At 56.6% G+C, this 24,679-nt stretch carries 30 protein-coding genes; 17 read left to right on the top strand and 13 right to left on the bottom strand.

Going from position 1 to position 24,679, the window contains the following annotated elements; genetic code table 11:
• Positions 1-20: 20 nt before the first annotated feature.
• The 3 genes from EBN1_RS21200 to tnpA all read right to left on the bottom strand — a co-directional run bounded on the left by EBN1_RS21200 (position 21) and on the right by tnpA (position 1,851).
• Positions 21-695, bottom strand: coding sequence for a tyrosine-type recombinase/integrase (locus EBN1_RS21200; RefSeq protein WP_011254777.1), 675 nt, complete (start codon positions 693-695; stop codon positions 21-23).
• Positions 696-890: 195 nt separating this feature from the next.
• On the bottom strand, positions 891-1,049 hold the full coding sequence (locus tag EBN1_RS21195) for a DUF4926 domain-containing protein (protein ID WP_085938689.1): 159 nt from the start codon (positions 1,047-1,049) through the stop codon (positions 891-893).
• A 352-nt stretch (positions 1,050-1,401) separates the two neighbouring features.
• A complete protein-coding gene (gene tnpA / locus EBN1_RS21190) occupies positions 1,402-1,851 on the bottom strand; it encodes an IS200/IS605 family transposase (protein WP_011254780.1) in 450 nt (149 codons plus the stop codon).
• Between the two features lie 36 nt (positions 1,852-1,887).
• Between tnpA and EBN1_RS21185 the strand changes: the two genes are divergently transcribed.
• From EBN1_RS21185 to EBN1_RS21170, 4 genes are read left to right on the top strand one after another with little or no spacing between them, the layout of a single operon-like run.
• The gene (locus tag EBN1_RS21185; RefSeq protein WP_011254781.1) at positions 1,888-3,168 is read left to right on the top strand and encodes an RNA-guided endonuclease InsQ/TnpB family protein; all 1,281 of its coding nucleotides are present in this window, start codon (positions 1,888-1,890) and stop codon (positions 3,166-3,168) included.
• Positions 3,169-3,182: 14 nt separating this feature from the next.
• A complete protein-coding gene (locus EBN1_RS21180; protein WP_011254782.1) occupies positions 3,183-3,662 on the top strand; it encodes a thermonuclease family protein in 480 nt (159 codons plus the stop codon).
• 36 nt (positions 3,663-3,698) lie between these two features.
• Positions 3,699-4,115 (top strand): hypothetical protein, encoded by a 417-nt coding sequence (locus tag EBN1_RS21175; protein ID WP_011254783.1) that lies wholly within the window; start codon positions 3,699-3,701, stop codon positions 4,113-4,115.
• Positions 4,116-4,118: 3 nt separating this feature from the next.
• A complete protein-coding gene (locus EBN1_RS21170; RefSeq protein WP_157866773.1) occupies positions 4,119-4,721 on the top strand; it encodes a helix-turn-helix domain-containing protein in 603 nt (200 codons plus the stop codon).
• Positions 4,722-4,725: 4 nt separating this feature from the next.
• Here the strand turns inward: EBN1_RS21170 and EBN1_RS21165 are convergent, their stop codons facing one another.
• Positions 4,726-5,115, bottom strand: a complete 390-nt coding sequence (locus EBN1_RS21165; protein WP_338390414.1) for a DUF6884 domain-containing protein — start codon at positions 5,113-5,115, stop codon at positions 4,726-4,728.
• Positions 5,116-5,197: 82 nt separating this feature from the next.
• Positions 5,198-6,919 carry a DUF4942 domain-containing protein gene (locus EBN1_RS21160; protein WP_011254786.1) on the bottom strand — a complete coding sequence of 574 codons (1,722 nt, stop codon included), beginning with the start codon at positions 6,917-6,919 and terminating at the stop codon, positions 5,198-5,200.
• A 186-nt stretch (positions 6,920-7,105) separates the two neighbouring features.
• Between EBN1_RS21160 and EBN1_RS21155 the strand changes: the two genes are divergently transcribed.
• Genes EBN1_RS21155 through EBN1_RS21135 form a run of 5 tightly spaced genes read left to right on the top strand, consistent with a single transcriptional unit; the run spans position 7,106 to position 10,829 of the window.
• Positions 7,106-7,522: a hypothetical protein gene (locus EBN1_RS21155; RefSeq protein ID WP_041647825.1), complete on the top strand. Its 417-nt coding sequence runs from the start codon at positions 7,106-7,108 to the stop codon at positions 7,520-7,522.
• Positions 7,523-7,558: 36 nt separating this feature from the next.
• The gene (gene istA, locus EBN1_RS21150) at positions 7,559-9,055 is read left to right on the top strand and encodes an IS21 family transposase (protein WP_011254726.1); all 1,497 of its coding nucleotides are present in this window, start codon (positions 7,559-7,561) and stop codon (positions 9,053-9,055) included.
• Positions 9,052-9,849: an IS21-like element ISAZo16 family helper ATPase IstB gene (gene istB, locus EBN1_RS21145; protein WP_011254727.1), complete on the top strand. Its 798-nt coding sequence runs from the start codon at positions 9,052-9,054 to the stop codon at positions 9,847-9,849. The genes istA and istB overlap by 4 nt, the downstream gene beginning before the upstream one ends.
• 57 nt (positions 9,850-9,906) lie before the next feature.
• Positions 9,907-10,440 carry a hypothetical protein gene (locus EBN1_RS21140; protein WP_041647823.1) on the top strand — a complete coding sequence of 178 codons (534 nt, stop codon included), beginning with the start codon at positions 9,907-9,909 and terminating at the stop codon, positions 10,438-10,440.
• The gene (locus EBN1_RS21135; RefSeq protein WP_041647919.1) at positions 10,437-10,829 is read left to right on the top strand and encodes a hypothetical protein; all 393 of its coding nucleotides are present in this window, start codon (positions 10,437-10,439) and stop codon (positions 10,827-10,829) included. Before EBN1_RS21140 ends, EBN1_RS21135 begins: the two co-directional genes overlap by 4 nt.
• 57 nt (positions 10,830-10,886) lie before the next feature.
• On the opposite strand, the gene EBN1_RS21130 is transcribed toward EBN1_RS21135, so the two are convergent.
• Entirely contained in the window at positions 10,887-11,279 is a 393-nt protein-coding gene (locus tag EBN1_RS21130; protein ID WP_011254791.1) for an H-NS histone family protein, read from the bottom strand.
• A gap of 126 nt (positions 11,280-11,405) precedes the next feature.
• Here EBN1_RS21130 and EBN1_RS21125 point away from each other — a divergent pair, with 126 nt between their 5' ends.
• Both EBN1_RS21125 and EBN1_RS21120 read left to right on the top strand, forming a co-directional pair.
• Complete coding sequence (locus EBN1_RS21125) at positions 11,406-11,801, top strand: hypothetical protein (RefSeq protein WP_011254792.1); 396 nt, start codon at positions 11,406-11,408, stop codon at positions 11,799-11,801.
• Positions 11,802-12,161: 360 nt separating this feature from the next.
• Positions 12,162-12,662, top strand: a complete 501-nt coding sequence (locus tag EBN1_RS21120) for a hypothetical protein (RefSeq protein WP_011254794.1) — start codon at positions 12,162-12,164, stop codon at positions 12,660-12,662.
• A 36-nt stretch (positions 12,663-12,698) separates the two neighbouring features.
• Here the strand turns inward: EBN1_RS21120 and EBN1_RS21115 are convergent, their stop codons facing one another.
• Genes EBN1_RS21115 through EBN1_RS21090 form a run of 6 tightly spaced genes read right to left on the bottom strand, consistent with a single transcriptional unit; the run spans position 12,699 to position 17,767 of the window.
• Positions 12,699-13,184, bottom strand: coding sequence for a hypothetical protein (locus EBN1_RS21115; protein WP_011254795.1), 486 nt, complete (start codon positions 13,182-13,184; stop codon positions 12,699-12,701).
• Between the two features lie 14 nt (positions 13,185-13,198).
• Positions 13,199-14,188 carry a S49 family peptidase gene (locus EBN1_RS21110; RefSeq protein ID WP_011254796.1) on the bottom strand — a complete coding sequence of 330 codons (990 nt, stop codon included), beginning with the start codon at positions 14,186-14,188 and terminating at the stop codon, positions 13,199-13,201.
• A 56-nt stretch (positions 14,189-14,244) separates the two neighbouring features.
• Entirely contained in the window at positions 14,245-14,778 is a 534-nt protein-coding gene (locus EBN1_RS21105) for a D-Ala-D-Ala carboxypeptidase family metallohydrolase (RefSeq protein ID WP_157866772.1), read from the bottom strand.
• Complete coding sequence (locus tag EBN1_RS21100; protein WP_011254798.1) at positions 14,778-15,737, bottom strand: hypothetical protein; 960 nt, start codon at positions 15,735-15,737, stop codon at positions 14,778-14,780. Before EBN1_RS21100 ends, EBN1_RS21105 begins: the two co-directional genes overlap by 1 nt.
• Before the next feature lie 21 nt (positions 15,738-15,758).
• The gene (locus tag EBN1_RS21095) at positions 15,759-16,064 is read right to left on the bottom strand and encodes a hypothetical protein (RefSeq protein ID WP_041647820.1); all 306 of its coding nucleotides are present in this window, start codon (positions 16,062-16,064) and stop codon (positions 15,759-15,761) included.
• Positions 16,061-17,767, bottom strand: coding sequence for a type IV secretory system conjugative DNA transfer family protein (locus EBN1_RS21090; RefSeq protein ID WP_011254799.1), 1,707 nt, complete (start codon positions 17,765-17,767; stop codon positions 16,061-16,063). Before EBN1_RS21090 ends, EBN1_RS21095 begins: the two co-directional genes overlap by 4 nt.
• Positions 17,768-17,829: 62 nt before the next feature.
• Between EBN1_RS21090 and EBN1_RS21085 the strand changes: the two genes are divergently transcribed.
• From EBN1_RS21085 to EBN1_RS21060, 6 genes are read left to right on the top strand one after another with little or no spacing between them, the layout of a single operon-like run.
• A complete protein-coding gene (locus EBN1_RS21085) occupies positions 17,830-18,567 on the top strand; it encodes a DsbC family protein (RefSeq protein ID WP_011254800.1) in 738 nt (245 codons plus the stop codon).
• Positions 18,564-19,199, top strand: a complete 636-nt coding sequence (traW, locus tag EBN1_RS21080) for a type-F conjugative transfer system protein TraW (protein ID WP_011254801.1) — start codon at positions 18,564-18,566, stop codon at positions 19,197-19,199. The genes EBN1_RS21085 and traW overlap by 4 nt, the downstream gene beginning before the upstream one ends.
• Positions 19,196-20,251 (top strand): TraU family protein, encoded by a 1,056-nt coding sequence (locus tag EBN1_RS21075; protein WP_011254802.1) that lies wholly within the window; start codon positions 19,196-19,198, stop codon positions 20,249-20,251. The genes traW and EBN1_RS21075 overlap by 4 nt, the downstream gene beginning before the upstream one ends.
• Positions 20,248-21,012 carry a type-F conjugative transfer system pilin assembly protein TrbC gene (trbC, locus tag EBN1_RS21070; protein ID WP_011254803.1) on the top strand — a complete coding sequence of 255 codons (765 nt, stop codon included), beginning with the start codon at positions 20,248-20,250 and terminating at the stop codon, positions 21,010-21,012. The genes EBN1_RS21075 and trbC overlap by 4 nt, the downstream gene beginning before the upstream one ends.
• 44 nt (positions 21,013-21,056) lie before the next feature.
• Complete coding sequence (locus EBN1_RS21065; protein ID WP_157866771.1) at positions 21,057-23,228, top strand: conjugal transfer protein TraN; 2,172 nt, start codon at positions 21,057-21,059, stop codon at positions 23,226-23,228.
• A 51-nt stretch (positions 23,229-23,279) separates the two neighbouring features.
• Positions 23,280-23,681, top strand: a complete 402-nt coding sequence (locus tag EBN1_RS21060; RefSeq protein ID WP_011254805.1) for a hypothetical protein — start codon at positions 23,280-23,282, stop codon at positions 23,679-23,681.
• Positions 23,682-23,720: 39 nt separating this feature from the next.
• On the opposite strand, the gene EBN1_RS21055 is transcribed toward EBN1_RS21060, so the two are convergent.
• Entirely contained in the window at positions 23,721-24,626 is a 906-nt protein-coding gene (locus EBN1_RS21055) for a tetratricopeptide repeat protein (protein WP_157866770.1), read from the bottom strand.
• Between the last annotated feature and the right edge of the window lie 53 nt (positions 24,627-24,679).

Raw genomic sequence — 24,679 nt, 5'->3', positions numbered from 1 at the left:
CTTGTATCACTGATGTATCATCATACCACTACCTCGAACATCTCGCGCAAGGTGTCCTCATTGACCTCCAGGTAGGGCATCACATGGTCTAGGTCGGCATGCCCGAGCAGGGCCTGCACGGTCTCCAGCGACTCGCCAACGGCAAGCAGGCGCGAGGCAAAGGTGCGCCGCCCGCTATGACTGGATGCCAGATGCAGCCCTGCCGCTCGGTATAGCCCCTTGATGTATGCCTGCAAGCTATCCGCTGCCCAATATTCGACCGGCTCGCCTGCGGTGTTCGTGGTGCGCTTCAGGTCGAGCGCATAGGGACCACCCTTCCACGTCAGAATCAGCCGACTGGCCGGGTTCAGCCCGCGATACTGGCGATCGTTGAATGTGCAGGCGAACCGCTTGGCTTTGCGCCACTCGATGTAGCGCTCCAGCGCGGCGACGAGCTTCGGATGCGCCAGGCAAGCGAGGCGCTGCCGGCAGCCCTTGGTGATTTCGGCTCGCAGGCTGATTTCGGCCTTCAGGCGGCCAGAGGGCAGCAGCACGTCGGCTACGGTCAGGCGGGCGGTTTCGGTCACACGCAGACCACAGGAGAAACCAAGCCAGAGGATAAGCACGTCGCGCTCAGGATGGCGGCTGGTGGTCTCGGTGACGCGAAGAAGGTGGCGAAGCTGGGAGGGGAGAAGTACGGCGGCTCGCTTGGTCATGTCGGTGGTCCTCGTAACGCAGTGGGAACTGGTGTGCGTTACGAGCACATGACATTGGGCTCGCCTGCCAATAGTACAACGGCGTACAGCCGCAGGGAAGCTCGAATCCTCGGAAACACCGGGCGTTACGAAAGCCGGGGTCGAGAACGTAAAAAGCCCGCCACTCCAGAAGGAGGGCGGGCCGAGAATGCACGCTTACGCCGCCTGTTCAGCGGGGGCGTGTTTGAGTTCCATCAGTTGGCCTACAGGCATCGGCGCGATGCCATAGGCGACTCCGTTCACGTCAGCGAATTCGACGAGAACATGGTCGGCGTCCAACTCCTCGACCACCGTTCCAACCTGACCTTTCACCACCCGCTGAGAAAGCTGCTATCGGATCGTCGCTCGGCGAAGCGCTTTTTCGTCCGGCTTCCTTCGCGGCGATGTGCCAGGAAGGATAACCGTTTATCTTTGCAATGAACTCTTGGCACTCCGTCAAGGAGTAGGGGGGTGGGTGTTGCGCGAAGATCTCTGGCAAATGGTGTTTTGCGTTCTTCGCCTGTTTCTTGAAGTGATCGACTGACATAACCGCGCTCCATGGCTTGGCTCTGCTAGGCGAATGCCCGCTATCCGCTTCAAAGCCCATGAACGCCTGTCCGCGCATTCCCCCTGCTAGGCGCACGGAGGCGTTGGCTCCTCAGTGCGCGAGCACGACGCCAGGAGGGGGTCAAGCGGACGGTTTGGCCTTGCGCTTGGCTTCGGATTGTCGCGCATGTTCTTCGGTGCCCTGTGCGTCGACGTAGGCCCGGACGGTTTCCAGAGTTGCCCCGCCGACACTGCCAACGAAGTAGGCCCGGTGCCAGAACAAAGGTTTCTTGTAGAACGCTGCGAGGTGATCGGCAAAACGGTTGCGGGCACGCCGGGCACTCGCTGTCTTGAGGTTGTTGATGAGGATTGAGATGTCCAGTGCTGGATGGATGTCGGCCAGCAAATGGACGTGATCACCGCCAAACTCCACCAGCTTGCAGCGCCAAGCGGAGAGGCAATCAGCGAACGCTTCCTTGAGGTAATCAAGCAGTTCCGGCGTCAGCGTTTTACGCCGATATTTCGTCACGAAAATAATATGTAGCTTAAGGTTAAAAACTGCGTGCGAACTCGATTTGTTGGCGTTTTTCATGGTTGCGCCTTAATAGAATTCTTGTAGTATATCCGCATGGAACGCCGCAAAGTCACCTTCAAGCTATACCCCAACGCACGGCAGGCCGAACGGCTCACCTGCTGGGTGCGCTTGCACTGCGAGCTGTACAACGCGGCGCTGCAAGAGCGCATCGAGGCATACCGAAAGTGCGGCAAGTCGATCTCCTATTACGACCAGCAGAATGTCCTACCCGAAATCAAGGCAGCACGGCCGGAACTGGTCGAACTCGGTAGTCACGCCCTGCAGCAAACCCTGCGCCGACTCGATCTGGCCTTTGCCGCGTTCTTTCGCCGCGTCAAGGCTGGACAGACACCGGGATTCCCTCGGTTCAAGTCGTCGGCACGGTTCTCGGGCTTTTGCTATCCCGATCCTGCGGGCTGGAAACTCATGCAGTGCGGCAAACGCGGTGGAACGCTACGCCTGGGCAGCGGCAAGGATGCGATGTCCATTCGCTTGCGCGGTCAACATCGATTCGGTAGTGAGGCAAAGCCCAACGATCTGACGATCACTCGAAAGAACGGCGAATGGTTCGCCTCCGTGACCTTGCGCGTGCAGGAAACGGCCTGTGCTCGTGAGCGTAGCGATGCCCAACATCGCGGCATCGATTTCGGCATCTCCGACTGGGCAACCTTCGACAACGGCAAGGCAATTGCGAACCCACGATGGGTGCGGGAGGAGTTGCCGAAACTGGCTACGCTGCAAAGGGAGCGGGCGAGAAAGCGTAAAGGCTCGCTGCGCTACAAGCGCATCTCCTGGCAGGCGGCTCGCCTGCATGAGCGGATTGCCAACCTGCGTCGAGAGTTTGTGCATCAGGAAACCACGAAGCTCGTTCAAACGTGCGCGGTGATCGCTACAGAAGAACTGGCCCCAAAGAACATGAGCCGCAGTGCGCGGGGAACGGTGGAAGCACCGGGCCGGCGCGTGCGGCAGAAGGCCGGGCTCAACCGGGAAATCCTCTCGGCAGCCTTCGGTATGGCGCATCAGATGCTCTCGTACAAAGCGGCGGAAGCTGGCACGAGGCTGCACCTGGCGAATACACGCCAACTCAAACCCTCGCAACGCTGTGCGAAGTGCTGGGCCACCGTGCCCAAGACGCTCGCCCAGCGAGTGCATGTCTGCCCGCATTGTGGGCATACGGCACCCCGCGATCAAAACAGTGCGTCGGTGGTCCTCATCGATGCGCACACGCCTGGAACGGGCGTGGCGGCGAGACCCAAACCGCTGCCGACCGTAAGGTCGCGCAAGTCAAAGTCTATGACCCGCGAAACCCCCGCTACAACAACGCAAGGCGTTTAGCGGTGGGAGAGTTCATGTTCGATCGCTATACATTGATTCTGCTTGCATGCTTTTCCCTGAACACATTCGCGGCCGGCAATCCGCAGATCACCGGCACCGTCGTAGGTGTGGCTGACGGCGACACGCTGTCGGTTCTTGATTCGAGCAAAAGAGAGTATCGCGTACGGCTTGCGGAAATTGATGCGCCAGAGTCGAGTGGCCAGGCCTTCGGGAACCAAGCCAAGCATGCGCTCAGTAGGTTGTGCTACAGGAAACTTGCGGAGATCACCGTTCACACCAAGGACCGGTATGGACGCAACGTCGGCGTCGTGACGTGCGATGGCGTCAATGCAAACGCAAAAATGGTCGAGAGTGGGCTGGCTTGGGTCTATACCCAATACGCCTCGGCGAACTCGCCGCTATTCGGGCTTGAGCAGCAGGCACGCCTCGCAAAACGTGGGCTTTGGCGCGATGCGAACCCTGTTCCCCCGTGGGAGTGGCGAAAGAGCCGCTGAATTCGGCTGTTGCGCGGCAAACTTCAGGAGGAACACATGTCGCCCTACCAACGCCCTGCCTTCGTGCAGAGTTTCGACAAATCCCGCCCACACGAGCTGCTGACTGCAAATGCCTCAAAGTCAGGTTTTCTGGAGTACCGCATGCTCGATAGCGGGGAGGTCGTCAGTGTCACCAACGTTTGGTATACCCAGACGGCTGCAATGCGCGCAAGCTGCCTCGAGTTTCAGGCTAATCATGCGCTGGCAACCGCACAGCGCTACGAGTCACGCCCACCGATCGGATGCTCAAAGACCATCGCGACAGAGGAAGCGAGGCGATATCGTGCGTCGGCCGAAATCCTGTTCAGAAAGGCTGCCTGGATGCTGGCTGCCGTCGCACGCCCGGAGCTGGAGGCCGTTGATAACGAACCAGACCTTGATCTCTTCGTTCCAATGGCTAAGTCGGAAAAATGATTGATGACGATTCAGGAACGCTTTGATGGCCTTGGCAGGCGCCTTTCGCTCGTGATCAAGCATCTCGCCATCAGCCAATCAGAATTCGCTCGACAGCTTGGTGCGTCGCCGAGGTTCGTCAGCGACGTCGTGCGTGGCGTAAAGAGGCCGGGTGGCGAATTTCTCCTCGGTATAAAGCAAACGTTCGGGATCAGCGCCGACTGGTTGTTAGCGGGGGATGGGGCGATGTTCGGGGGTGCAGGGATCAATTTGGATCTGTTCCGCGCCATCCGCCTTCAGGTTGCGCTGGCCCGTGCCGGGGTGGTGGATGCCAACGAATGCGCCCTGAGGCTGCTCGTCCTGATCCGCGACGGTCACCTCAAAGATGTCGCCGAGCCCGATGTGCTTGCCTTCGTCGAACAGCTACGCCCATGCGACGACGACATTGAGCTGGTCATGCAGCTATACAACGGGCACATTGGCACACCTGATCCCGTCATTCAGAATCGCAACATTCTGGTCGCAGCAGTTGCCTACTTCGAGGCGCACAAGCCAATAGACAAGGTCGCGGCGCTCGCTATGGCCTCCGGCGCTAATATTCGGACCATCGCTGGCGTAAACGGCTAACCGTTCAAAACGTCGTTGCTTTTCTGGCGTGCGATAGCCATGCGAGCTGCTGGCCAATGCCCAGGCCGGCCATCGGCCGCTCCAGATCGAGAGCGACCAGCGGCTCGCAATACCTCACGCCGGCGAGGGCCACGAAGCGGCTTCCGGCCACCGATTCAAGCTGCTGCCGTACTAGATCACCCCACACCCGCCGATCATTCGCGCTCATCTGGTTCAGAGTTCGGTCGTAAGGTGCGATGACCGTCTCTGGCGCGAGAACACCATGTTCCGCGGACAGGATGAGCCACCGATCGCAGTGACGCTCGACCCAGTCCCGAGACTTCTTGAAGAGCGGGGACAAGTAGAGATCCTTTGCGGCACATGGCTCCGCTCCCTTCTTCGCGCAGCACGCCACCAAGCCGATCCTCAAAACGCTTCTCCTCAAAAGAAAACCCCATAGGCACCATTGAGTACGGTGCGCTACGGGGTTGTGTTGGTCAAGCCGCCAGGAGCGGCATCTGTTGAGAATCTTCCAGCAAGAAATCAGTGCTGATTCCGTGCCGCGCAAGGACCTGGTCAATCACATCGGCCACGGCCTCGTGTGCCGCCTCACGCTCCTTTTCATCGCTACTGAACAGACGGTCGATTGCTGTGCGTTCCCACCGTTTGCGGTTCGTATTCAACGCCTGGCGAATCTCCTTGTCGAACTTTTCCGACTTCTCGTACTGCTTCCAGAAATCCTCGGAAACTCGCGTCCCTTCAGGTGGCAACCACTGGCGGTGGCGGCCGACCTTGCGGTTCAGTGCATCCGTCAGCGCAGCGCTCCTACTGAAGAAATGGATGGTCCCAATCCCCGGATACCACCTGCAATCGAAGTAGCTCGATGACACCCGGGCCCCTCTCCGCATCTGCTCGAGCTCCGTGGTGAAGATGTCGCACAGACCAACTTCCGGTTTGAGCTTACCCCCGTCAAGCATCGCGAAAACCTTGTCGAAATCCTGCAGCATCTTCATCTGGTTCCATCCGAGCTGACGCTGCCACCCTTCGAGCTGGAATCCCGGCAAAATGAAACGTGTCGTCTTGATTCTCATGCCGGCCGTCCGGTGGCGGTCGTTCGATGCCCAACCCCGATAAAGCGTCCCGTTCTCCTCCGTATGCCATCGAATAATGTGATCGAACACGTCGCAACACATCCCGATCGCGATTTCATCCTGGCTGTCGATGATGCCGAGGATGAACCCCTGGACATTGGACACTGAGAACTCCATCTGCTTGATCTCAGCGAAGCTGGCTTCGAGCCGACGCTGTGCCCCGAAAGAAAGCCTATCCATCACATCGACGCTGCGAAGCACCGATGCCCAGGCGCGATCCTTCAACTCCAGGTAACGCGAGGCCATCTCGCCCTGTACCCACGATGTTGAGATGTCGCGCTTGCTACCGCCTTCAGCGCCGTCTCTGACCGCCATCGTCTCCCCAATGAGGCCCGAGTAATAGCCTGCGCGCGCCTCGGCCAGTACTGCGTCCTTCATGGCTCGAACAGCGGCATTGAAGGCTACCACCGTGTTCTCGAGCACCGAGTTGGGCAGAGCAAGACACTGCGCTTCGGCATACCCACCCGCAAGCGATTCGCCGGTTTCTTCATCTGTTTTCATCTCACTGAGAATGTCGCCGACAATCTCCTCCACCTGAGCCTTCTTACGAAGGTAGATGAGCGCAACCTCGACCTCTGTCCTGCGTTCGGCCTCCTCCGTTGCAAAGGCCCCGGTATGAAACTCCACGCTGCCATGCTTCTCGATCAGGCTGAGAAGATGATCCCGCTCGGTGCTGTAGGCGTTTTTGAGCGACGAGGCGTTCAAGATTGCGACGATCTCGCAGTCCCACGTAATCTCCCATGCATGCAACACATGCTTCACACCATCCCGGAACGGAGGATTGAGAACGATTGCGTCGTAAAGATGCCCGTTCTTAAACTGCAAAAAGTCCGTCCCAACCACATTCAAGCCTTTGGCCCGAAGGGTAGGGTGCCGCCTCAGGTCAATCTCACAACAATCGACAGGTACACGGCGCCTGTAATCGTCTCGCCATGCGGGGCAAGCCAGCGCCAGGTCACCGTTTCCGGCACTGGGCTCCAAAACACGCACCCATTCCTTGCTCTTGAAGAGCGACCACGCCCTTGAAGCAAGCGTGGCGGGGGTGGGGTAGAACTGATACTGATCCATTTCACATCTCCTTGGTTTCGCGCCTGACCATCAGGCTGCGTCTGCAGCAAGGAGATGCCTCAAGCTCAGTATGAACTCGTTTATGCCCACATTTTTCACACCCCGCAAAGCTCATCTCTGATCACAAGCTTGTCATCAGCCTGCCGTGGCGCCCTCGTGTGCCACAGTTCAGAGAGGAGAGAAATCATGCAGGAGAAGATCGCGAAGTTCGAGTCCCTGGTCGCCGGCGGCATGCGGCCGGGCCGTGCAGCAAGGCGCGTGTTCAGCGGCAGCGATGCCGAAATCCAGAGCCTCGCGCAACTCGCCGGGCTGAGATTCTCGGTCAGCGGTGACTATTCGGCCTTTGAGGCCGCTTACCACGATGTACGTTCTTGCATGCAGGGGAAAGGCGCTCTGTGCCACCAGTTCTATTCCCTGCTTGGGGTCGTGATCGCAACACTTGCGGACGAGCGTGGGGTTATTGTCGCTCGCGCTCTGTTGGCTGGCCACCTGTTTTACCAGGTCTATGGGGACAATGGCCGGCGACAATTAGCCTGGCCGGTCGACGACAACTATCTTGGCCGGTTGGATCTGCAGCCGGGAAGGTCCGGAAGCGAGGGATAGAGTGCTCTTCTGACGACAGACGTTGGGAGGCGCTCAGTGCCCGGCAGGAAGATCACGGACCAACAAGTGCGCAAATACACGGAAGCAAGAAGGCAGGCGACGCAGCAGATCGCAGCGGCCCGGATGGGCATCAGCGTGCGCTCGGCGCGACGCATCGAGCAGGCAGACGGGTTGCCGTCTCAGGGTGGGCCGAGGACCTGGAGGACACGTGCCGACCCGCTGGCGGGAGTGTGGGAGGAGGAGTTGCTGCCGCTGCTCGCGCGCGAGCCGGGGTTGCAGGGCCGTACGCTGCTCGAGGAGTTGCAGCGTCGGCACGGTGATGTGTTCGGTGATGGCGTGTTGCGCACGCTGCAGCGGCGGATTCGCATGTGGCGGGCCGAGCATGGCCAGGAGAAGGAGGTCTTCTTCGCCCAGTCCAATCCGCCCGGGCGGCTGGCACTGTCCGACTTCACGGTGTGCAACGAATTGAACGTCTCGATCGCCGGTGAGCGTTTCGAGCATCGCCTGTACCAGTTCGCGCTCGCCTACTCGGGCTGGCGCCACGCCGAACTCGTGTGCGGCGGCGAGAGCTTCGCCGCGCTGGCGCAGGGGCTGCAGAACGCCCTGTGGGCCTTGGGCGGCGTGCCCGAGGAGCACCGCACCGACAGCCTGTCGGCCGCCTTCAATAACTTGGCGGAAGCGGAAACGCTCACGCGCCGCTATGCAGACCTTTGCCAGCACTATGGCATGCGTCCGACGCGGAACAATCTCGGGCAATCGCATGAGAACGGCGCGATCGAATCGCGCCAGGGCAGTCTCAAGGGCGCGCTCGATCAGGCATTGCTGCTGCGCGGGCATCGCGACTTTGCCACGGTCGCCGACTACCAACGCGTCGTCGCCGATGTCGTTGCACGGCTGAACCGACGCATCCAGACACCGCTGACCGAGGAGCGCAGCCAGCTCAAGGCGCTGCCGGTTCGCCGCACCAGCGAGTACGAGGAGATCGAGGCGCGCGTGACCAAGTTCGGTACGGTCAGCATACGGCGCGTGCTCTACAGCGTGCCCTCGCGCCTGATCGGCCACCGGCTCCAGTTCCGGCTCTACCCGGAGCGCCTGGAGGGCTGGCTCGGCGGGGTGTCCGTGTTCGAGAGCGTGCGTGGGACGGTGCCGGCGGGCAAGCCACGCGGCAAGCAGATCGACTACCGCCACCTGTTGCCCGCGCTCAAGCGCAAGCCCGGCGCCTTCGCCCGCTGGGCGCTGCGCGACGAGATGTTCCCCCGCACCGAGTACCGGCAGACCTGGGAGCGGCTCGTCGAGAAACTGCCCGAGCGCCAGGCGTGCAAGCTCATGGTCGGTCTGCTCGATCTGGCCGCACGCGGCGCCTGTGAAGCGCAACTGGCACAGGTGCTCGGCGAGGTGCTGCAGGCGGACGCCGTACCCGATCTGGACGCGCTGGCGGAGCGCTTCGCACCGCGCGAGACACCGATGCCGGTGGTCACCGTGTCGTTGCCGCCGCTGTCGGCCTACGACGACTTGTTCGCGGTGGCGGCATGAGCGCGGTCGAGGCCGTCACGCTGCCGATGATGCTCACCGAACTGCGCTTGCCCACCATCAAGCGTCTGTGGCCGGCCCTGGCCGAGCAGTCCAACCGCGAGGGCTGGCCTGCCGAGCGGTTTCTGGCGGCACTGTGCGAGCACGAAATGAATGAGCGCGAGCGGCGCCGTATCGATCGCCATCGGGCCGAGTCGGGCCTGCCGCCGGACAAGCGGCTGTCAGCGTTCGACTTCGCCGCCGTGCCCACGGTCTCCAAAGCCCACGTCACTGCGCTTGCCGAGGGCGACAGCTGGCTCGAGCAAGGTGCCAACATCCTGCTGTTCGGCCCGCCAGGCGTGGGCAAGACGCATCTGATTGCCAGCCTGGGCCACGCGCTCGTCGAACGCGGATACCGCGTGCTCTTCACCCGCACGAGCGATCTGGTGCAGCGGCTGCAAGCCGCCCGGCGGGATTTGCGGCTACCGGCCGAACTGGCCAAGCTCGATCGTTTCGATCTGCTGATCTGCGACGACTTCAGCTATGTCCGCCGCGATCAGGGCGAGACTTCGGTGCTGTTCGAACTCATCGCCGAACGCTACGAGCGCAAGAGCCTGGCCATCACGGCCAACCAGCCGTTCTCCGGCTGGGATCACGTCTTTGCCGAACCGGCCATGACGCTGGCCGCCGTCGATCGCCTGGTGCATCACGCCACGATCTTCGAGATGAACGTGGAGAGTTTCCGTCGCCGCGTTGCTCAGAAGGGGCTCGCCCCTTCTGAGCAACGCAAACCCCAAACCTCAAACCCGAAAGGCTGAACCCCTCATGCCTCGCTTCCACCGGCCAGGATAATTGACGTCGACAGGCCAAGGTAATTGACGCCGGGCAGGGACAAGCATCACGTCCTTGAGGCGCTGCTGATCGCTGGTGGTTACTCTGTCACAGAGGACTGGCTGTCGGGGCGGCACTTTGTATTGAAGAAGGTCACGGAGCCGCGGTTTTGCTCCGAGATCACGCTCGGCGGTGTCGTGAGGGAGTTGGTGTCTCCGAGGAACGTCAGGCATTTTCTCCGCCGAGGCTGGCGGGTAGAAACCTTCAATGGCCTCATTCCGACCATCAAGGTTTGGAGGGGCGTGGAGGTGACAGATGTCCGCTCTGAAGATCTCTACGAGTTCATCAAGGCAGGATGGCTTTCCGTCTCGACGGTGCCGATGTGGCACATTACGCCAACACGAGAGATGGGCCGGGTCAACCGGTACGAGCGCTTCCAAATCGACGGGCTACCCCAAGGTGAAACCCCGTGGGTCGACGGCTACGGCGGTCACAATCCAGAATGTCTTTTTAAGGCCGAAGAACCTGAGTCGGAACCCTGGCACAGGTATGAGCATTTCGAGGAGGAATTTGCATGATGCTCAATTTAACGCAGCACATGGCGACACCGGAGCAGAAGCAAGCCGGAGTTGTCGATCTGCCCGCCGAAGCTCGGGCGATGCTCATCGGCTGTCTGACAGTCAATGAGCTCCCCTCGAAAGAGGAGATTTTTCAGCGGTGCGAAAGTATTGCCGCACTGGCTGCGAGTCTTGCGAGTCCGGACGATCGCGATGACGGAAACCCCGGATTCGCTTTCGAAGCGATGATCGGGGGGGCGCCGTGGATGATGTCGGCGCTTGAGGATGCGCTGCGGCAGCAGGGCATCGAACCGCGCTACTCGTTCTCTAAACGTGTGAGCGTCGAAAAGGCATTGCCCGATGGCAGTGTGGTCAAGGAGGCGGTTTTCCGCCACCAAGGCTTCATTTGAATCCTGACCCTAAAACGCCCGAGACCTCATTGTCCCGGGCGTTTTTTTGCCTCCAACTTACTGCCGCTTCTTCAGGCTCTCGAGATCGCCGCCGTTCTCCAGGAACGTGATCACCCAAGACGGCTTGCGGCCGCGGCCACTCCAGCCCTCCTGAGCGTTCACCGGATTCCAGTACACCGGCGGCAACTTCTCCTTCTTCACGGCAGGTGCCTTCTTCTTGCGCCCAGGAGCAGCTTTTCCGGCACCTGACTTCACGCTCGACCCTTCCCGGCCGGACGAGCCGACCTCAGCAAGCATCTCGTCGGCATCCAAGCCATGTTCAGCTGCCATCTGCTGTACTTGCTTGATCAGCGCCTTCTTCGACTGAAGTGTCCTCCGGTCCAGCTCCTTCTGAACGGCGACAGAGAGCTTCTTCAGCTCAGGAAGCGACAAGTTCTTCAGGTCCATCATTGTTTTTCCTTGTAAACGCGGGAATAGAGGGTTCCGCAGCCCTCTGCGGCGCAGTTTAGCCCTAAACCTTTTTTCTCACACAAGAAGTTGCATTGCTGCAGGCAGGACTATCGAACGGGAGATACGATGCAAGTTACAGCGATGCACTTAAATAATTGGGCTTCTGGTGACAGCGTCATTATTGACGGAATGGTTTTCGAGATCTGCGGAGTCAGTTCCGAAGTCGTCAGCCTCTTTTCACCTTGCGATCCTTCCGAACATCAGATCGAACGGAGCAAACTGAATGGATGTCGATTCTTTATCGATCTTCCTGGAATCGAGAATCGCTACAGGCGACTTATCAAGACGATGATTCAAAGTTGTCTTCTAACTACGGGTGAAGCGACGAATGCACTCTTTGGACTGAGAGTGCGGGGATTGCATGACCAGGGTTCGGAAGCAGTAGCCCATGCCGGTGGATCTGCTGCAGCTGTCCGCCAAGCGTTACGTTGTCGGCACTACGTGCGGATCTCTAAACGATGACACACAGCCCGGCCTCATGAGGTCGGGTTTTTTTTGTATAAGAAGAATCCTTGAAGGCAAACCTTTCCAGTGTTAGCCTTACTCAATGACGCAGAGCAATCCTATCCGCTTCGACCAATTCCGCTGGAAAGGCTTTTGGCGCGAAGGAGTATCCAGGACCACAGAGGGTGGCGCACTTTTCACTGAGGAAGGGTTCCGCTATTACGCTTTCTGGTGTCGCAAATTCAAACGCACAGAGCCATACCAAGGAATGAACTACGAAGAGTTTGCTCTTGGATTTCTGACGATTATAAAGCTTCATCGCTGCAAAAAGGATGCAGGCTCCGTTGAATATAGCAATGAGCAATCTCGAGATTACGGTTGAGATCCATCGACGCGCACAAGAAGCCCGTAAAACTCTTTGATGAAGAAGAGTTGAAAAATTTTCGTGAAGGCCGCAGGGCTGCTCGCGAAGGATTCATCGCGCCTCTCGATCTAGCAATACAGGACCCTTTCTTTGCTCGGGGCTACAACCAGGAGCGCCTTCTTGTCCAGAGCGAGCAGGGTAAAATTATCTTGGTCAGGGGCCTAGCGACCGTCTGTGCGCGTTGCAACGAAATGCACCTCTATGAGAAACCTGGCTGCCCTTGCTGGGACAGCGATGAGGTCAACTTGCTCAAAGATTGGATGAAGACGGGCCTTCCGCCTCATCATGGAATCGAAAAACTGTTGAAGCAGTATCACCTTACTTACGGCGTTTTTATTCATCTGCCGCGAATTGCAAAGTTTGGCTTTGTTGAGATGGATACCTATCTCAAGGGACGCAAGGAAATTGGCTTGCCTGCCATCACGTTTCCTCACGGCGAACCGTTTTTCCTTTGACGTGCGGGCAAAGCCTGAACCAGTGCCGCCCCGAGCTCAATACGGGCAGCTGTAAGTGCCAGGGTTGCTATTCACAACCCGCGCGTGCTGGGCCTTGAGTGCAACAACGTACTGCGCTCGCTCCGATGTATTTCCCATAGCTTTTTCAATCCCAGCATTGATCTTCGCAGCAGCTTCGGGTGAGAAATGCTTTCCCACACAGGCCTGCGCAATCCCATAGGCCTGTATCGCATTGTTTTTAAGCGCTGGCGAGTTCTCGTGGAAAGCCAGCATCCCAAGCTGATACGCTTTACCAAGCTGTTCTGCGGCCACCCGGATCGGGTGGGCTGCCTCTGGGTAGAGCCCTTGAATCCAGCTCTCAACATCATCACGCAAGCCACTTGCGTTCGCATCCAAGCCCATTACTTCCGACACGTTGGCTTTCTCGAAAGCATGTGACAGCGGAGCATCCGTAAAATTAAGCGCAATAATCACTGCTGCTGCTGTCGACAAAATTGGATGCCGAATGATGAAACCGATCATGACCTTCCACTCCCTCAGCGCAGCTCGTAACTGTAACCTTCAGAAATCCAGGGTAACGCCATACCCAGGTCCTGCGCCCACTCTGCCATCATTCGCATGAAACTGTAGGGTCGAAACGGGCGATAAACGCGCAACTTTTCGAGTCCGTACTTGGACTGGATCGACTCGATCGTTCCAATCTCATCGACTAGCCCGATCTCTTGTGCCACCACACCATTCCATACCTCCCCGGTCCCATAGTCGATACCCGATGTAAGCTTCTTTGCCCTTGCCAGCATCAAGTCTTCCCTAAACATCTCGCCCATTTCGTCAACCAAGCTCTGAGCCTTGGCATTACCCTCTTCGTTTGGTGGGGCGAACGGATTCAACATCGACTTGAGTTCGCCAGACGAGAACGTCCTTTGCTGAACTCCGATGCGATCGAGCAACTGGTGAGCTTCCCACGCAGACAGAACTGCGCCGATTGAGCCTACGAGACTGTAACGACCAGCGTAGATGCTGTCTGTCTCCATCGCGATCAAGTACGCCGCGGAGGCACCAATCCCTTCGATCACTGCATGGATCGGGATTTCACTGGAAAGACGCATCTCGCGCACGAAGCTACCTATGCGTTCGGCGTCCCCGGGCGCCCCCCCTGGTGAGTTAATCTGAAGCACCACGGCCTTCGTAGTCTTAGCTTCAAAGGCCGATCGAATGGCAGGAATCAACGTGTCCGCCGTCACCAATTCACCAATCGTCCCAGAGATACGCACCACTGCCAGCTCAGGCTCGCGTTCTTTGAATCGCTCAAATATGTTCACCTTTATGCCAAGGGTGCTTGTGTAAAACATCGCGTACAGCACAGCACCACCGATAAAGAAAGATGCGATCATGAAGCGCCGAAACAGCTTCCATCTGCGTTCGGACCGCCGTTCTTTCAAAATATCTGCCAGCAGAATGCTCGCCATCGTATTGTGGAGCTCTGCCTCCGATACGGTGTTGTTTCCTGCAATGTCGAGATCCATATCTCCAGCTGCTTTCTTAGAAAGCCACAGACTGACTTTTCGTAGCATGGTGTTGTTCAGTTTCTAGCCAGTCCCCACGAACGCGGGCGACCGGCATCAAGGTGAATGTGCTTTGAGGACCGGTAGAAGCCGACACCTCCCGTTCTTGCCCACTCGAGCATTCTGGCAACGTCCTCAGAGTTTGCGCCGGGAACCCAGAAATCGACAGCGCGAAAGACGCCATTATTGTCAGGGAGATGCTGAGACTGATGGGCTCCTCCCACCTCACGATTGGTCACCTCCGTTCGGAGGCCGGACGTCGCCACGATCGGCGCCTTCAGCCCCCAGTGCGCGAGCCACGCTTGGACCCAAGCAAGGTTGCTGACGATCTGGGGATGGACCAATCCCTGACGGTTTGCACGAACATCACGCAAAAGGTATTGGAGGTAGGCAATCCCTTTCCCAGTGCTGATATCGAGCAGCACACCATCCTGAGGGTTATCGCGAGCGATCCAAAGCGTTCGCGGCAACTGTTGCGCTTGAGCAGGGAGAGGTAGCGCCGTGGCAACAGCAGCGCTGGCTGCAAATAACAGGAAATCTCGACGATTCATCACGCCGGAGTCCCAAAGTGGGCGGACCAATTCAGTCGGCCGTACTTAGATAGATAGCGTCTCCCCGCAGCAACGTCGTCTTGATGCGAGCGAACCGGGTTTTTCCCTGTGAGATACCAGTGACCGACGAATTCGCTGACGATGTACTCCTCGTCCAGCATCACCAGGCTCTTTTCCCACTCCTTCAACGTGATGGTCGGCTCCATATCGATTGCACGCCGGTAAAGCTCATGCACGTTGAGTCCAGGGTGTGACCAGAGCAAATCGCAAATAATCGCTGCACTTTTCCCATTCAAGAAATATGCGTGATTTTCGATGAATGCTGGCACCGGGTCGATCAGGAACGGGAACTCGTGTTGGAAGCGCAGTTGCCTTAGCCAGAACTCGTAGTGGAACCGCAGTCTTATTACATCAGGCCGGACATACTCTCCAATCGTCTCGCAGCACAATGCAAAATTGATTCCTTCCCGTCCTTCACCCTCATGCTCTTCTCTACCAAAGATGAAACGAACCGCCTGCATCACTCTTTCGTGCGAGTAGACGATGTTCTTCGGGCGCTTCGTTGGGTAGGCAAGCTCTGGCAACAGTGCAGTTGCGTAGTGCATGATGATCTGGAATGCCTGGCGTGGAGGGCCTTCCTCGAAGTCTTCTGCCGTAACAACGCCCTCTGTGTCCTTGATATTCAGGGTACTAAGGGCCGCTTGAATCTTCTGACTTGCAGATGATTCAGATTCCGCTTCCGAGAAGTTATCAAAACTGAAGTCTGCCGCGAAATCGTCCAGCGAATCCGCCACATCCAGTTCCTCAAGGTCGGTCCCTTCTGCAAAAAATTGCTCAAAGGGGGGAGGGTCACCTTTCAAGACTTCAAGACTACTCTCTTCAAGCCATTTATCGCTGAACACAACCTCGTCAGCAATTTCAATAGCCTCTTCAAGGGCATCCTTCTTGATTTTGCTCACGTCTCAATCCATCCTCATCAGTCAAGTCTTGATCTTCTCTTTTGCCGCCCCACCTATCTGGCTTTCATCGGGAGACAAAAAGACTTGCTTTCTGCTATTAAAGAGATGCCAGATCAACGTAACGTGTGCCTTGTAAATTCCCTTTATCAGATAGATGACTGTATTGAAGACGCGAGTACCGGTCTCGCCCCCAACGACTCCGACAAACTTCATAAACATTTCACGAGTTGCCGGAATGAGCATCAAGATGAGGAATATCGCAAGACCGTAGAAAAGTGACTTGCGAATTCCGTCAACCAACATCTCTCCGAGTGACCATTCGTTCATGACATTTTCCGGGAGAGATATTTTTCCGCGTTCTTGAAGAAGTCTGCACCTTTGACGGCACGCTTCCTGAATCTGTGCACACGTGGTTTTCCGAACTTCTTCGCTTCTTGAGAATCGAATTTCAGCATGGGTATTTTGAGGTGGTGCACCTGATCACCGCCATAGAGCATCACGCACTCACCTTTCCCAAGCGCCTTGAGCTGATCGGCGCTAACCCGGTTTTCCTCTTGCTCCTTGTAGGTCACCGTCTCGCTGAGACCCTCGCTTTCGCTGGCTGCGGGGTCGAGACGAAGAAGCTGGGAGCTGGTCCCCTTATTTCGCGCCTCCGCAACTTGCCGTACGTTGACGATGTGCATTCCCGCGACTTCCGCCATCTCTTCCGCAGACGCCTGCGTTCCGACCTTGAAAATCAGCTTCGTCCAGGTGTTTCCGATGACCATCTCGGCAAACTCTTCACTGATCGCTTTGAAGTTCGCCATGGTCTGGGCGGCCGGACAGAGGATCACTCGGGCAGAGCGAGCTTGCTCAAAAGGCCTTGTCATGTTCATGGAAACGTACCCGCCTGCTTCGTCCATGAAGAAGAGGTGAGGTATCTGAAGCTTGTTTTCTTCGGGTAGATCCTGAAGCCACGAGATCGACGTTCTAAAATCAGAGATGAACATCTTGGCGAAGTTCATCGCTGCTTCGTTCTTCCCCATCGTAGGCAACTGAACATAAATGATCTTGTTATTCATAATTGCTTCGAAGAGGTTCAAATCTGGCGTGTACGAGTTCAGTACTTCACCGAATTTTCCTGTTCCCAACAGATACATTCGTTGCCCAATGCCACCGAACACTTCCTTCAGCCGCTTCATGTCGATGGTGGCATCTGCGCCGGGCTTAGCCGAATACCGAAACTGATCGACAAAAAGACTGAAGGCTCTAGCCTCATCGGAGTTTGGGGCGACCTCCATGAGCTTGCGCTCAAGCTCTTCAAGAGCCTTGGAGTTCATCAGCATGACCGCGAAGTCAATGAAGTTATAGGCCAACCCGGCCTTTTTCATTGCTGAAACCAGAGTCACGATGCCTTGGTGCGCGGCCTTTCTGTAGTAGTCCGTTCCCGGATTGGAGTCATTCTGAGGAATGGTTGAGATCGGCCGGTCAGCAATCTCGTCTGGATCACCATAGAGCAACGGATTGTAGGTGTTGCTCATTTCGGGCCGGCCGGGGTTGATGATGAAAAGGTCGCGCTCCCGACCGCACCAGGCGCACATCTGCCAGATTTTTTGCAGTTCCTCGTCCGTCATCTTGCCGTCGATGAACGTGAGCCCGCCCCCGCGTGCAATCTGCTGAAAGATCAGGTTGGCGCCCAGGACGGTCTTGCCAACGCCGCTTTGACCCAGAATGAACAGATGCCGCATGAGGTCTTCGTCCGGCACATACACGGGCCTTCCGTCCTCGACCTTGTAGCCAATAAGCATTCCCGCTTCTCCAGCCAGATCAGGGGTTTTGACTGACGACGAGATCGCTACGTTCGAGTCGAACGCAGCCTTTGAGAAAGACACCTTCTCTAGCACCCGGTAGCCCAACCACGTAGTACCGGCCATTGCCAGCGCAGCTGCATGCTGGGGATCGACCCCTACAAACGGAGTTGTTGCGGCGACTGCTGCGCCAAGACTGCAAAGGGCAACCGCATCAGAGCATCCGCCAAGTCGTGGAAGCATTTGATATCCTTCTGGGTGACAGTTACTATTCCATTTGTCTTTTCTTGTAAGGTTATCACACGATGCTTTCAAAATTCGCCCGAACTCTGTCTGTTACCGCTCTGGCCGCCGCTTGTGTGGTGGGCAGTGCGTTTGCTGCAACCACCGAAGAGGCAGAACTTAAGGCCTACATGGAGAAGACCTATCCCAACACTCCGATCGCTGAAATCAAGCGCTCTCCGGTGCCTGGAATCTTTCAAGTGACTATGGGGCGTACGGTCGCTTTCGCAGACAAATCGGGGCGTTACTTCATCTTTGGCCCGATGTTCGACATGAAGGAACAAGTCGACCTGACCGCAGAGGCCCGCAACAACCTGTCGCGCGCCAAGTGGGACTCGCTTCCGCTCGATCTTGCTTTCAAGGTGGTCAAGGGCGACGGAAGCAGGAAGTTCGCCGTATTCACCGACCCTGATTGTCCGTTCTGCAAGCGATTCGAGCAGGAACTCATGAAGCTGGACAACTACACCATGCATGTCTTCCTGAGTCCGATCGCGTCCTTGCATCCGAACGCCAAAGAGAAGGCTGAATCCGTGTGGTGCTCCAAAGACAGAGCACAGGCCTGGACGGCAATGATGGTCGAAGGGGTGACGCCCCCCGTCGCGACGTGCGACAACCCGCTTGAGAAGATCGAGCGCCTGTCACGCGAAATTGGTGTTTCCGGAACCCCGTCCTTGGTCCGCGACGACGGCACCTTCAAGGCCGGCTACATGCCCGTGGCCGCCATGGACGCATGGCTTAACGACTCGAGCGCGAAACGATGAATCCAGTGCGGCCAGGAACCAAGATCCTGCTCGCCTGCTTGACCGCGCTAATGTGCTCCTCAGCTTCCGCCGAGCGCATCGGCTCAACGTATGGGCAAACATGGCCGATCGCTGAGCCAGACATGGTTGAACAGATCAAGGATCTCATCAAACGGCTTCAGTCGAATGGCGAGATGGATGCAATGCAACGGCGCTTTCAAGAAGAAACGCTTGCGACATTCTCTGACCCTCCCCCAGTTCCAGGGATCAGTTACGCCACAGAGAACAAGACTTGGCACTTCGATCCGTCTGTCAGTTTTTCCGAGGATGTAGTCGACGAACAAGGGCGGGTCGTAGCAAAAGCGGGCGTCGTCTACAACCCCTTCAACTACATCGCCCTCTCCAAGTCACTCGTCTTTATCGATGCTCGGGATGAGAAGCAGGTTTCTATCGCTGCTCGCTACCTTGAGGAAAATCCGCTCAATCGAGTGGTGCTGGTCGGAGGCTCCTGGCGTGAGCTCCAAGACCGCTGGAAAGTGAAGATCTACTACGACCAGCACGGAAAACTGACCCAGCACTTCGGTATCAAGCGCGTTCCAGCAGTCCTCTCTCAAGATGGAATGAAGATACGCGTCGATGAGGTAACCCAATGATCAAGCGTCTCTTGCCCCTCATCGCATTCGTTCTTGCGCTGTTGACGCCTCTCCCGTCCTTCGCGCAAACCTGCCCCGGTAAATTTCCCAATCCACTAACGGATATCTGTTGGAGTTGCATGTTTCCAATTCGCATCTTCAATGCAAACGTCCTTTCTATGGGACAAGAAGATGCTCTGACTCGTGACAGCTCTCTGCTATGCAGCTGTCTGGATAAAGGGGGTAGTACGGTTTTTGGCGTTCCAGTGGAATTCTGGGAGCAATCGCGCTTTGCAGAGGTCGTCAACGAGCCTTATTGCTACCCGATGCTTGGCGGTATGCAGTTGGACATCTCTTTTCGAGGCCTGATTGGCGGAACAACAGAAGAGATCACAACCGCTACAGACTATGACCAAGGTGCCATCCGTTCCGGCGAAAAGTCGTTCCGCAATATCAACTATTACGTCTCGCCCTTCATGTTCATCATGCAAACGGTGATGGACAACGATTGCATGGAGAAACTCAACTTCGACCTGGCCTACACATCGAACCTTGACCCTATGTGGGACGATCCGGAGCTCGCGGGAATCATCACCCCATACATGTATGCCTTCGCTGACACTGCTGCTCAAAATGCCTGCGCAGTCGACTGTGGGGCTGCCGCGGTGGGCTTTCCGATCTCCAGTCTGTTCTGGTGCGCAGGTTGCAACGGCGGAACATATCCACTGACAGGCGATAACACATCGCATCTTTCCGCCGAGCAAACGGGACGACTGCTGACTCAGCGGTTGCTGGCAAAGATGCATGCATCTGGAATGATCTGGGCCACACATGGTAGCGACGCGATGTGCCGTGTAGGGTATCCGATGCTGATGATGGATAAGCGTGCCTATAAGGTGTCCCGCACCTTTTACATTCCCCAAAGAAAGGTTGCCGGCCGGTGTTGCGATCCTCTGGGCCGAATGACTGATCTTGCCGAAATAGGAGCAGAAGTTCCCGTCTATGGCAAAGACATGGGCTACACCATTTTCCGCAAACGTCATTGCTGCCAGGGAGTTGTAGACCTGCAATGAAAAAACAACTCGCGACCTTATTTCTCTCAACACTTTCTGCTTATGCGTTCTCAGAGAATCTCCATCCGACATCTACCGAATACGACAGGATCAGAACGGAATCGAAAGAGCTTTTTGACAAAGCCGACGTAAAGCTTAAAGACGATGAAGCACAGCTTCGTGTCGAAGGCATGGACTCAATGAATAAGGCCATGCGGGCAGCACGGGCCCTCAAAGGCACGAATCAGCTCGGCGTTACAACCGACGCAGCAGCAAAGAAGGCTGCAGGGGAAAAGGATTTCTCTGACCTCAACGAACTCGTCAAGCGGTACGAGACTGCACGCACCTCCGAGGCTGCGCCGACAAACTCCGACGGCACCCTCATGCTGTTTGTCTCGTTCTCAATGCCACCCGACGTTATCCGCGAGTACTCGCGGCAGGCACAAGCCGCTGGGGCAACGCTCGTGCTTCGAGGTAACTACAAGGGCGGGACGGTTCGACGCACCACGGAGCAGGCCGGCGCACTAAACGCCGGCGGTGCTGGGTGGATTATCAATCCCGAGGTGTTCACCGGCTACAAGATCGACGCTGTACCCGCGTTAGTCCTGTCCCGCGACAATCTGAATGTCGACGACGAAGGCTGTTTTCCAGTTGGCGAGTACGCCTCCGTTTTTGGAGATATATCGATCATCGGTTCTCTCGAGAAAATATCCCAGAGCGCAACCAAGCCAGAGATTCGACAACTTGCAGCTAAGCGGCTTGCGATGATCAAGGAGAAATAGCCGTGTTCATAGAGTGTGCTTTCTTCAAGTTCTTGGCAAGGTTCATGGCCTTCTGGGTTTGCTTCACGTCTGTTGTTTATGCAGTCGACCCATACTCGGAAGCAAGTAACCTCTCGAATCTCGTCCGCCCCGGATCAACTTTTGACATCTATCAACAAGCCGAAGACGCCTTGCCTTTTCCGGACGCAACAGCGGACGTACCGCAAGCCCTGAACTTTAGTTCGAACTTTGATTCGGGCCCTGGAGGACAAGCCCGTATCGACGCATGCGGCTCTGCAACACTCGACCCCAACAATCCCGCGCATATGGAGTGCTTTGCGGTAAATACCTCAACGCAAGCCAATATCGACATGTCTAAAGGGCCGGCTCCAACCGATCCAATCTTTACGCAATCTAGGGTAATCCAACAGAGTCCGAATTCGCAATTGAGCACGATGGGCTTCGGAATTACCGCTTCGCCGAACGCATGTGTTGCTGAGGATTTCGAACGAGCTACTTTCCGGACTGAGACATGTAATGAGGGGCGGATCGTTGATGAAGCCTGGTGCTCTTACAACCTGAATGTCACCGTGTCGAGCGTTAATCGTAGCTGCACCCGCCCTGTTGGGGGTTCATGCTCGATTACGCCCCCGGCCCCGATACAGGTATGCACGAACACGTGGCAAAAACCCCTTGAAACGACATGCCGTATGGAAAGCCCGGTTTGTACCAAAACTGGCACGACCTGCGTTGGCGGCTATTGGGACCCGATCTACGAAACGCGCAACATCGTCGATCCGGAAACTGGCGCGGTTACCGGTACTGAACAAGTTCAAGTCGGCGAAACCTGGGTATGTACGACCGAGCAAGACACCTACGTTTGCAGGACTATCTCCTCCGAAACATGGGTGAATAATTGCGGCCACCTCGAGTCAAATTCACGGTGCGACCTTGAGAATGAACCTGACCCTGAAAACCCTGGCCTTGTCCCTGAGGCGCACTGCAGCGATTACGGCACACGAATTATCAACGGTCGTGCAATAACACGGTGCTGGTCGCAATCGTTACCCTTCGGATGCATCACTGATCGATTCGAGGAAGGCTGCGGCGCGATGGAGGCGCTCTCTTGCCAGCAGCAAGGAGAGCGGACATGTGCCAAGACATTCCCCGCGACGAAGCGTGGACTTGATGGAGTAATTGTCGCAAACCCATACGCGAACCAGTGTGAAACCTTCGCAAGGAACTATGAGTGCCCTCTTGATAGCGCATCTATTCCAGTCGACAACTGCTCATCACAGCAAGTGTGCGTTACTGATAACAATGGAGTTACAAAATGCTGGGACTCTGGGTATGCGTCGAATCAAGAAGATTTCCTGCAGGCTGCCGCAGCAATGGAGTTTGCAAAGGAGGCCGGTACTTACCTGAATCCGGACACATTCCGTCTCTTTTCAGGAAGCTCTGAGCGATGCCGTTACCGTAACAAGGGCATCTCAATCAAATGTTGCCAAAGTTCAGGTGGCGCCCAGAGCAATAACGATGTTGTCTCTCAGTTCGTATCGGCGGCTACAGTATCAGCTGTAATGACGGGGATCGACTACGTCTGGTACAAGTCTGCGCCCTACGTTTATGACTTCATGTACAGCTCGACTCAACCATTCCTTTCTGCGGTTGGTATGGAGGGATGGATCTCCAATAGCTGGACAAATGTCACTTTCAATCCGAGCTTCAGTTTCTATGGTTTCACATTCGCCTATAACATGCCGACCATTCCTCTTATCGGGGGGGCTATACCTGGCACAACGACATTGGCGACAAATGTCGCTGGAACCAATTTCAATCTTTACTTCAACCCGTACCTCTTCGCCTTGATGGTATTGCTTTACATCTACTTCGAATTGACATCCTGCACAGAAGCCGAGCAGATGCTTTCAATGAAGAAAGGCGCGGGGCTATGTACTCAAGTCGGGAGCCGATGTAGCGGTCGCATTCTAAAGACTTGCCGACGCAGCTACTGCTGCTACAACTCAGAGCTGGCGAAGATTATCGGTGACGCAGGCAGAGCACAGCTGGGAACTGGCACAAGCTGCGCAGGGCTTACTGCATCCCAGTTCCAAAGTCTTAACTTCAGCGCAATCGACTTCAGTCCTTTCTACGCCGATTTGATGAATTCGACGGGCCAGCCTGGGGCGGATTTCGCCCGACAGCGTGTCATTGAGTCGATGAGCGGGTACGAATAACCCATGATGCGGAGCCTCCTCTGACGATGAGGCTCCTTTTTGGAGAAATAAATGCAGACATTGAAACTGCGCTTGATGGCGATTACTTTTCTTGTTGTTGCACCCTCTATCCATGCTGGTGAGATTGCAGATCTGTTCGATATTGCGTCAGAGAGGGGCAGGGCAGAAGGGGTGGTTACCGGCCGCTTTGAGCGCAATATTCGCGACTACACTCAGGCAGTTGGTGATATTCACGCACTGGTCGTTGACGCCGGAAGAGAGGCCGGATGCCGAGTTTTTGATGTGCGCTTGAAGATGAGCGTGAAAACGCAACAGGGTGGCGTGACCCCTTACGAGCAGCCTATAAGGGTGCCCGTATGCGAGAACGGCTTGCCGGCTCCGGGCTTTCTACCTCCCGACATGTACAGGCGCCTTATGCAGAACTACGAAGAGATAAAGGGCGTCGGCGATTAACGTGATCGCGGAATGCAGGTAGAAGCAACTGACCCGGCGTTAGTAGGTTCGAGGCGGAAGAATCGCAGGCTGCTCGGCAAGTGTCTTCATGTAGGAGGCATTATCAGGTTTTTTGAACCGCTTGAACCAGTTTTGAGCAAAGTTCTGAGCCCTACGGGCTTCCTGAGTCGAAAGTCCCGCGAGGATCTGTGGAGTCTGTTTCGATCCGCTTCGCTCCATCCCCACTGCAATAAGACGGTACGCTCGGGAGAGCATAAGGCTGTCTGCCGTTGATGCATCGTCATCATAGGTGGTGGCCACGATCCAGGCCGCATCTGAAATGTACGACTTCGCAGCATCCAGTAGGTATCCCCGAATCTGACGGCTCGATCCACCACTCGCCGTCCCTTCGTGAAGCATTTTCCCCGCGATATAGGCACCCATCGCCTCGCCTCGCGACGCTGCAAACTGCGCATTCTGCCAAGCGATACCGTACTCATTTCGCTTGTAATGATAAAGAGCCAAGTGGACAGCAGCTGCAGGTATCTGATCCTTGACGATGTTCATCGCGTACATCGCTCGCTTCTCATCGAACTGTACGCCCGCCCCCTTCAGCTGCATGAGCGCGAAGTTGTATGTTCCCACCGCGTGCCCGGATTGAGCTGCCTGAGCGAAATAACGTGCGGCGATCGCAGCCACATCTTCCGCCTTCTTTTGGCGGCTAAGCCCCTCTGCATAAATGTGCCCCACGTAGTTCTGCGCGTCAGCGTTCCCTCGGTCGGCCAGCCGCTCGAGCCGCACCAGTGCGTTCTTGTTGCGTCCCTTGAATGCCCTCCAGGCGCTTGTGGCTTCAGTGCTCTCAACCCCTGTCGTCGCCCACGAACTTACAGAGCTCGCCGCATCGGCAGCCGCCTGTATTCCACGATCCACAAGGCCCCTGGCCTCGGCAACGACAGGAAAGCTCACTGTAAGCGCTGCAGCCAGTAGGGATCTCGGCAGTCTTCGTAGAAACATTTGTG

The organism is Aromatoleum aromaticum EbN1 (assembly GCF_000025965.1).
Classification (GTDB): domain Bacteria; phylum Pseudomonadota; class Gammaproteobacteria; order Burkholderiales; family Rhodocyclaceae; genus Aromatoleum; species Aromatoleum aromaticum.
Note: the sequence above shows the minus strand (reverse complement) of the source record. Positions and strands in the feature narration are given on the sequence as shown.

Bases quoted from the DNA above. Each gene is read 5' to 3' on its own strand.
- EBN1_RS21130 (WP_011254791.1), bottom strand. From the start codon at position 11,279: ATGATGGACCTGAAGAACTTGTCGCTTCCTGAGCTGAAGAAGCTCTCT.
- EBN1_RS21180 (WP_011254782.1), top strand. From the start codon at position 3,183: ATGTTCGATCGCTATACATTGATTCTGCTTGCATGCTTTTCCCTGAAC.
- EBN1_RS21155 (WP_041647825.1), top strand. From the start codon at position 7,106: ATGCAGGAGAAGATCGCGAAGTTCGAGTCCCTGGTCGCCGGCGGCATG.
- EBN1_RS21065 (WP_157866771.1), top strand. From the start codon at position 21,057: ATGGCCTTCTGGGTTTGCTTCACGTCTGTTGTTTATGCAGTCGACCCA.
- EBN1_RS21200 (WP_011254777.1), bottom strand. From the start codon at position 695: ATGACCAAGCGAGCCGCCGTACTTCTCCCCTCCCAGCTTCGCCACCTT.
- EBN1_RS21170 (WP_157866773.1), top strand. From the start codon at position 4,119: ATGACGATTCAGGAACGCTTTGATGGCCTTGGCAGGCGCCTTTCGCTC.
- EBN1_RS21160 (WP_011254786.1), bottom strand. From the start codon at position 6,919: ATGGATCAGTATCAGTTCTACCCCACCCCCGCCACGCTTGCTTCAAGG.
- traW (WP_011254801.1), top strand. From the start codon at position 18,564: ATGAATCCAGTGCGGCCAGGAACCAAGATCCTGCTCGCCTGCTTGACC.
- EBN1_RS21095 (WP_041647820.1), bottom strand. From the start codon at position 16,064: ATGAACGAATGGTCACTCGGAGAGATGTTGGTTGACGGAATTCGCAAG.
- EBN1_RS21185 (WP_011254781.1), top strand. From the start codon at position 1,888: ATGGAACGCCGCAAAGTCACCTTCAAGCTATACCCCAACGCACGGCAG.
- EBN1_RS21085 (WP_011254800.1), top strand. From the start codon at position 17,830: ATGCTTTCAAAATTCGCCCGAACTCTGTCTGTTACCGCTCTGGCCGCC.
- EBN1_RS21090 (WP_011254799.1), bottom strand. From the start codon at position 17,767: ATGCTTCCACGACTTGGCGGATGCTCTGATGCGGTTGCCCTTTGCAGT.
- istB (WP_011254727.1), top strand. From the start codon at position 9,052: ATGAGCGCGGTCGAGGCCGTCACGCTGCCGATGATGCTCACCGAACTG.
- EBN1_RS21135 (WP_041647919.1), top strand. From the start codon at position 10,437: ATGATGCTCAATTTAACGCAGCACATGGCGACACCGGAGCAGAAGCAA.
- trbC (WP_011254803.1), top strand. From the start codon at position 20,248: ATGAAAAAACAACTCGCGACCTTATTTCTCTCAACACTTTCTGCTTAT.
- EBN1_RS21110 (WP_011254796.1), bottom strand. From the start codon at position 14,188: ATGGATCTCGACATTGCAGGAAACAACACCGTATCGGAGGCAGAGCTC.
- EBN1_RS21115 (WP_011254795.1), bottom strand. From the start codon at position 13,184: ATGATCGGTTTCATCATTCGGCATCCAATTTTGTCGACAGCAGCAGCA.
- EBN1_RS21175 (WP_011254783.1), top strand. From the start codon at position 3,699: ATGTCGCCCTACCAACGCCCTGCCTTCGTGCAGAGTTTCGACAAATCC.
- tnpA (WP_011254780.1), bottom strand. From the start codon at position 1,851: ATGAAAAACGCCAACAAATCGAGTTCGCACGCAGTTTTTAACCTTAAG.
- EBN1_RS21075 (WP_011254802.1), top strand. From the start codon at position 19,196: ATGATCAAGCGTCTCTTGCCCCTCATCGCATTCGTTCTTGCGCTGTTG.
- EBN1_RS21125 (WP_011254792.1), top strand. From the start codon at position 11,406: ATGCAAGTTACAGCGATGCACTTAAATAATTGGGCTTCTGGTGACAGC.
- EBN1_RS21060 (WP_011254805.1), top strand. From the start codon at position 23,280: ATGCAGACATTGAAACTGCGCTTGATGGCGATTACTTTTCTTGTTGTT.
- EBN1_RS21105 (WP_157866772.1), bottom strand. From the start codon at position 14,778: ATGAATCGTCGAGATTTCCTGTTATTTGCAGCCAGCGCTGCTGTTGCC.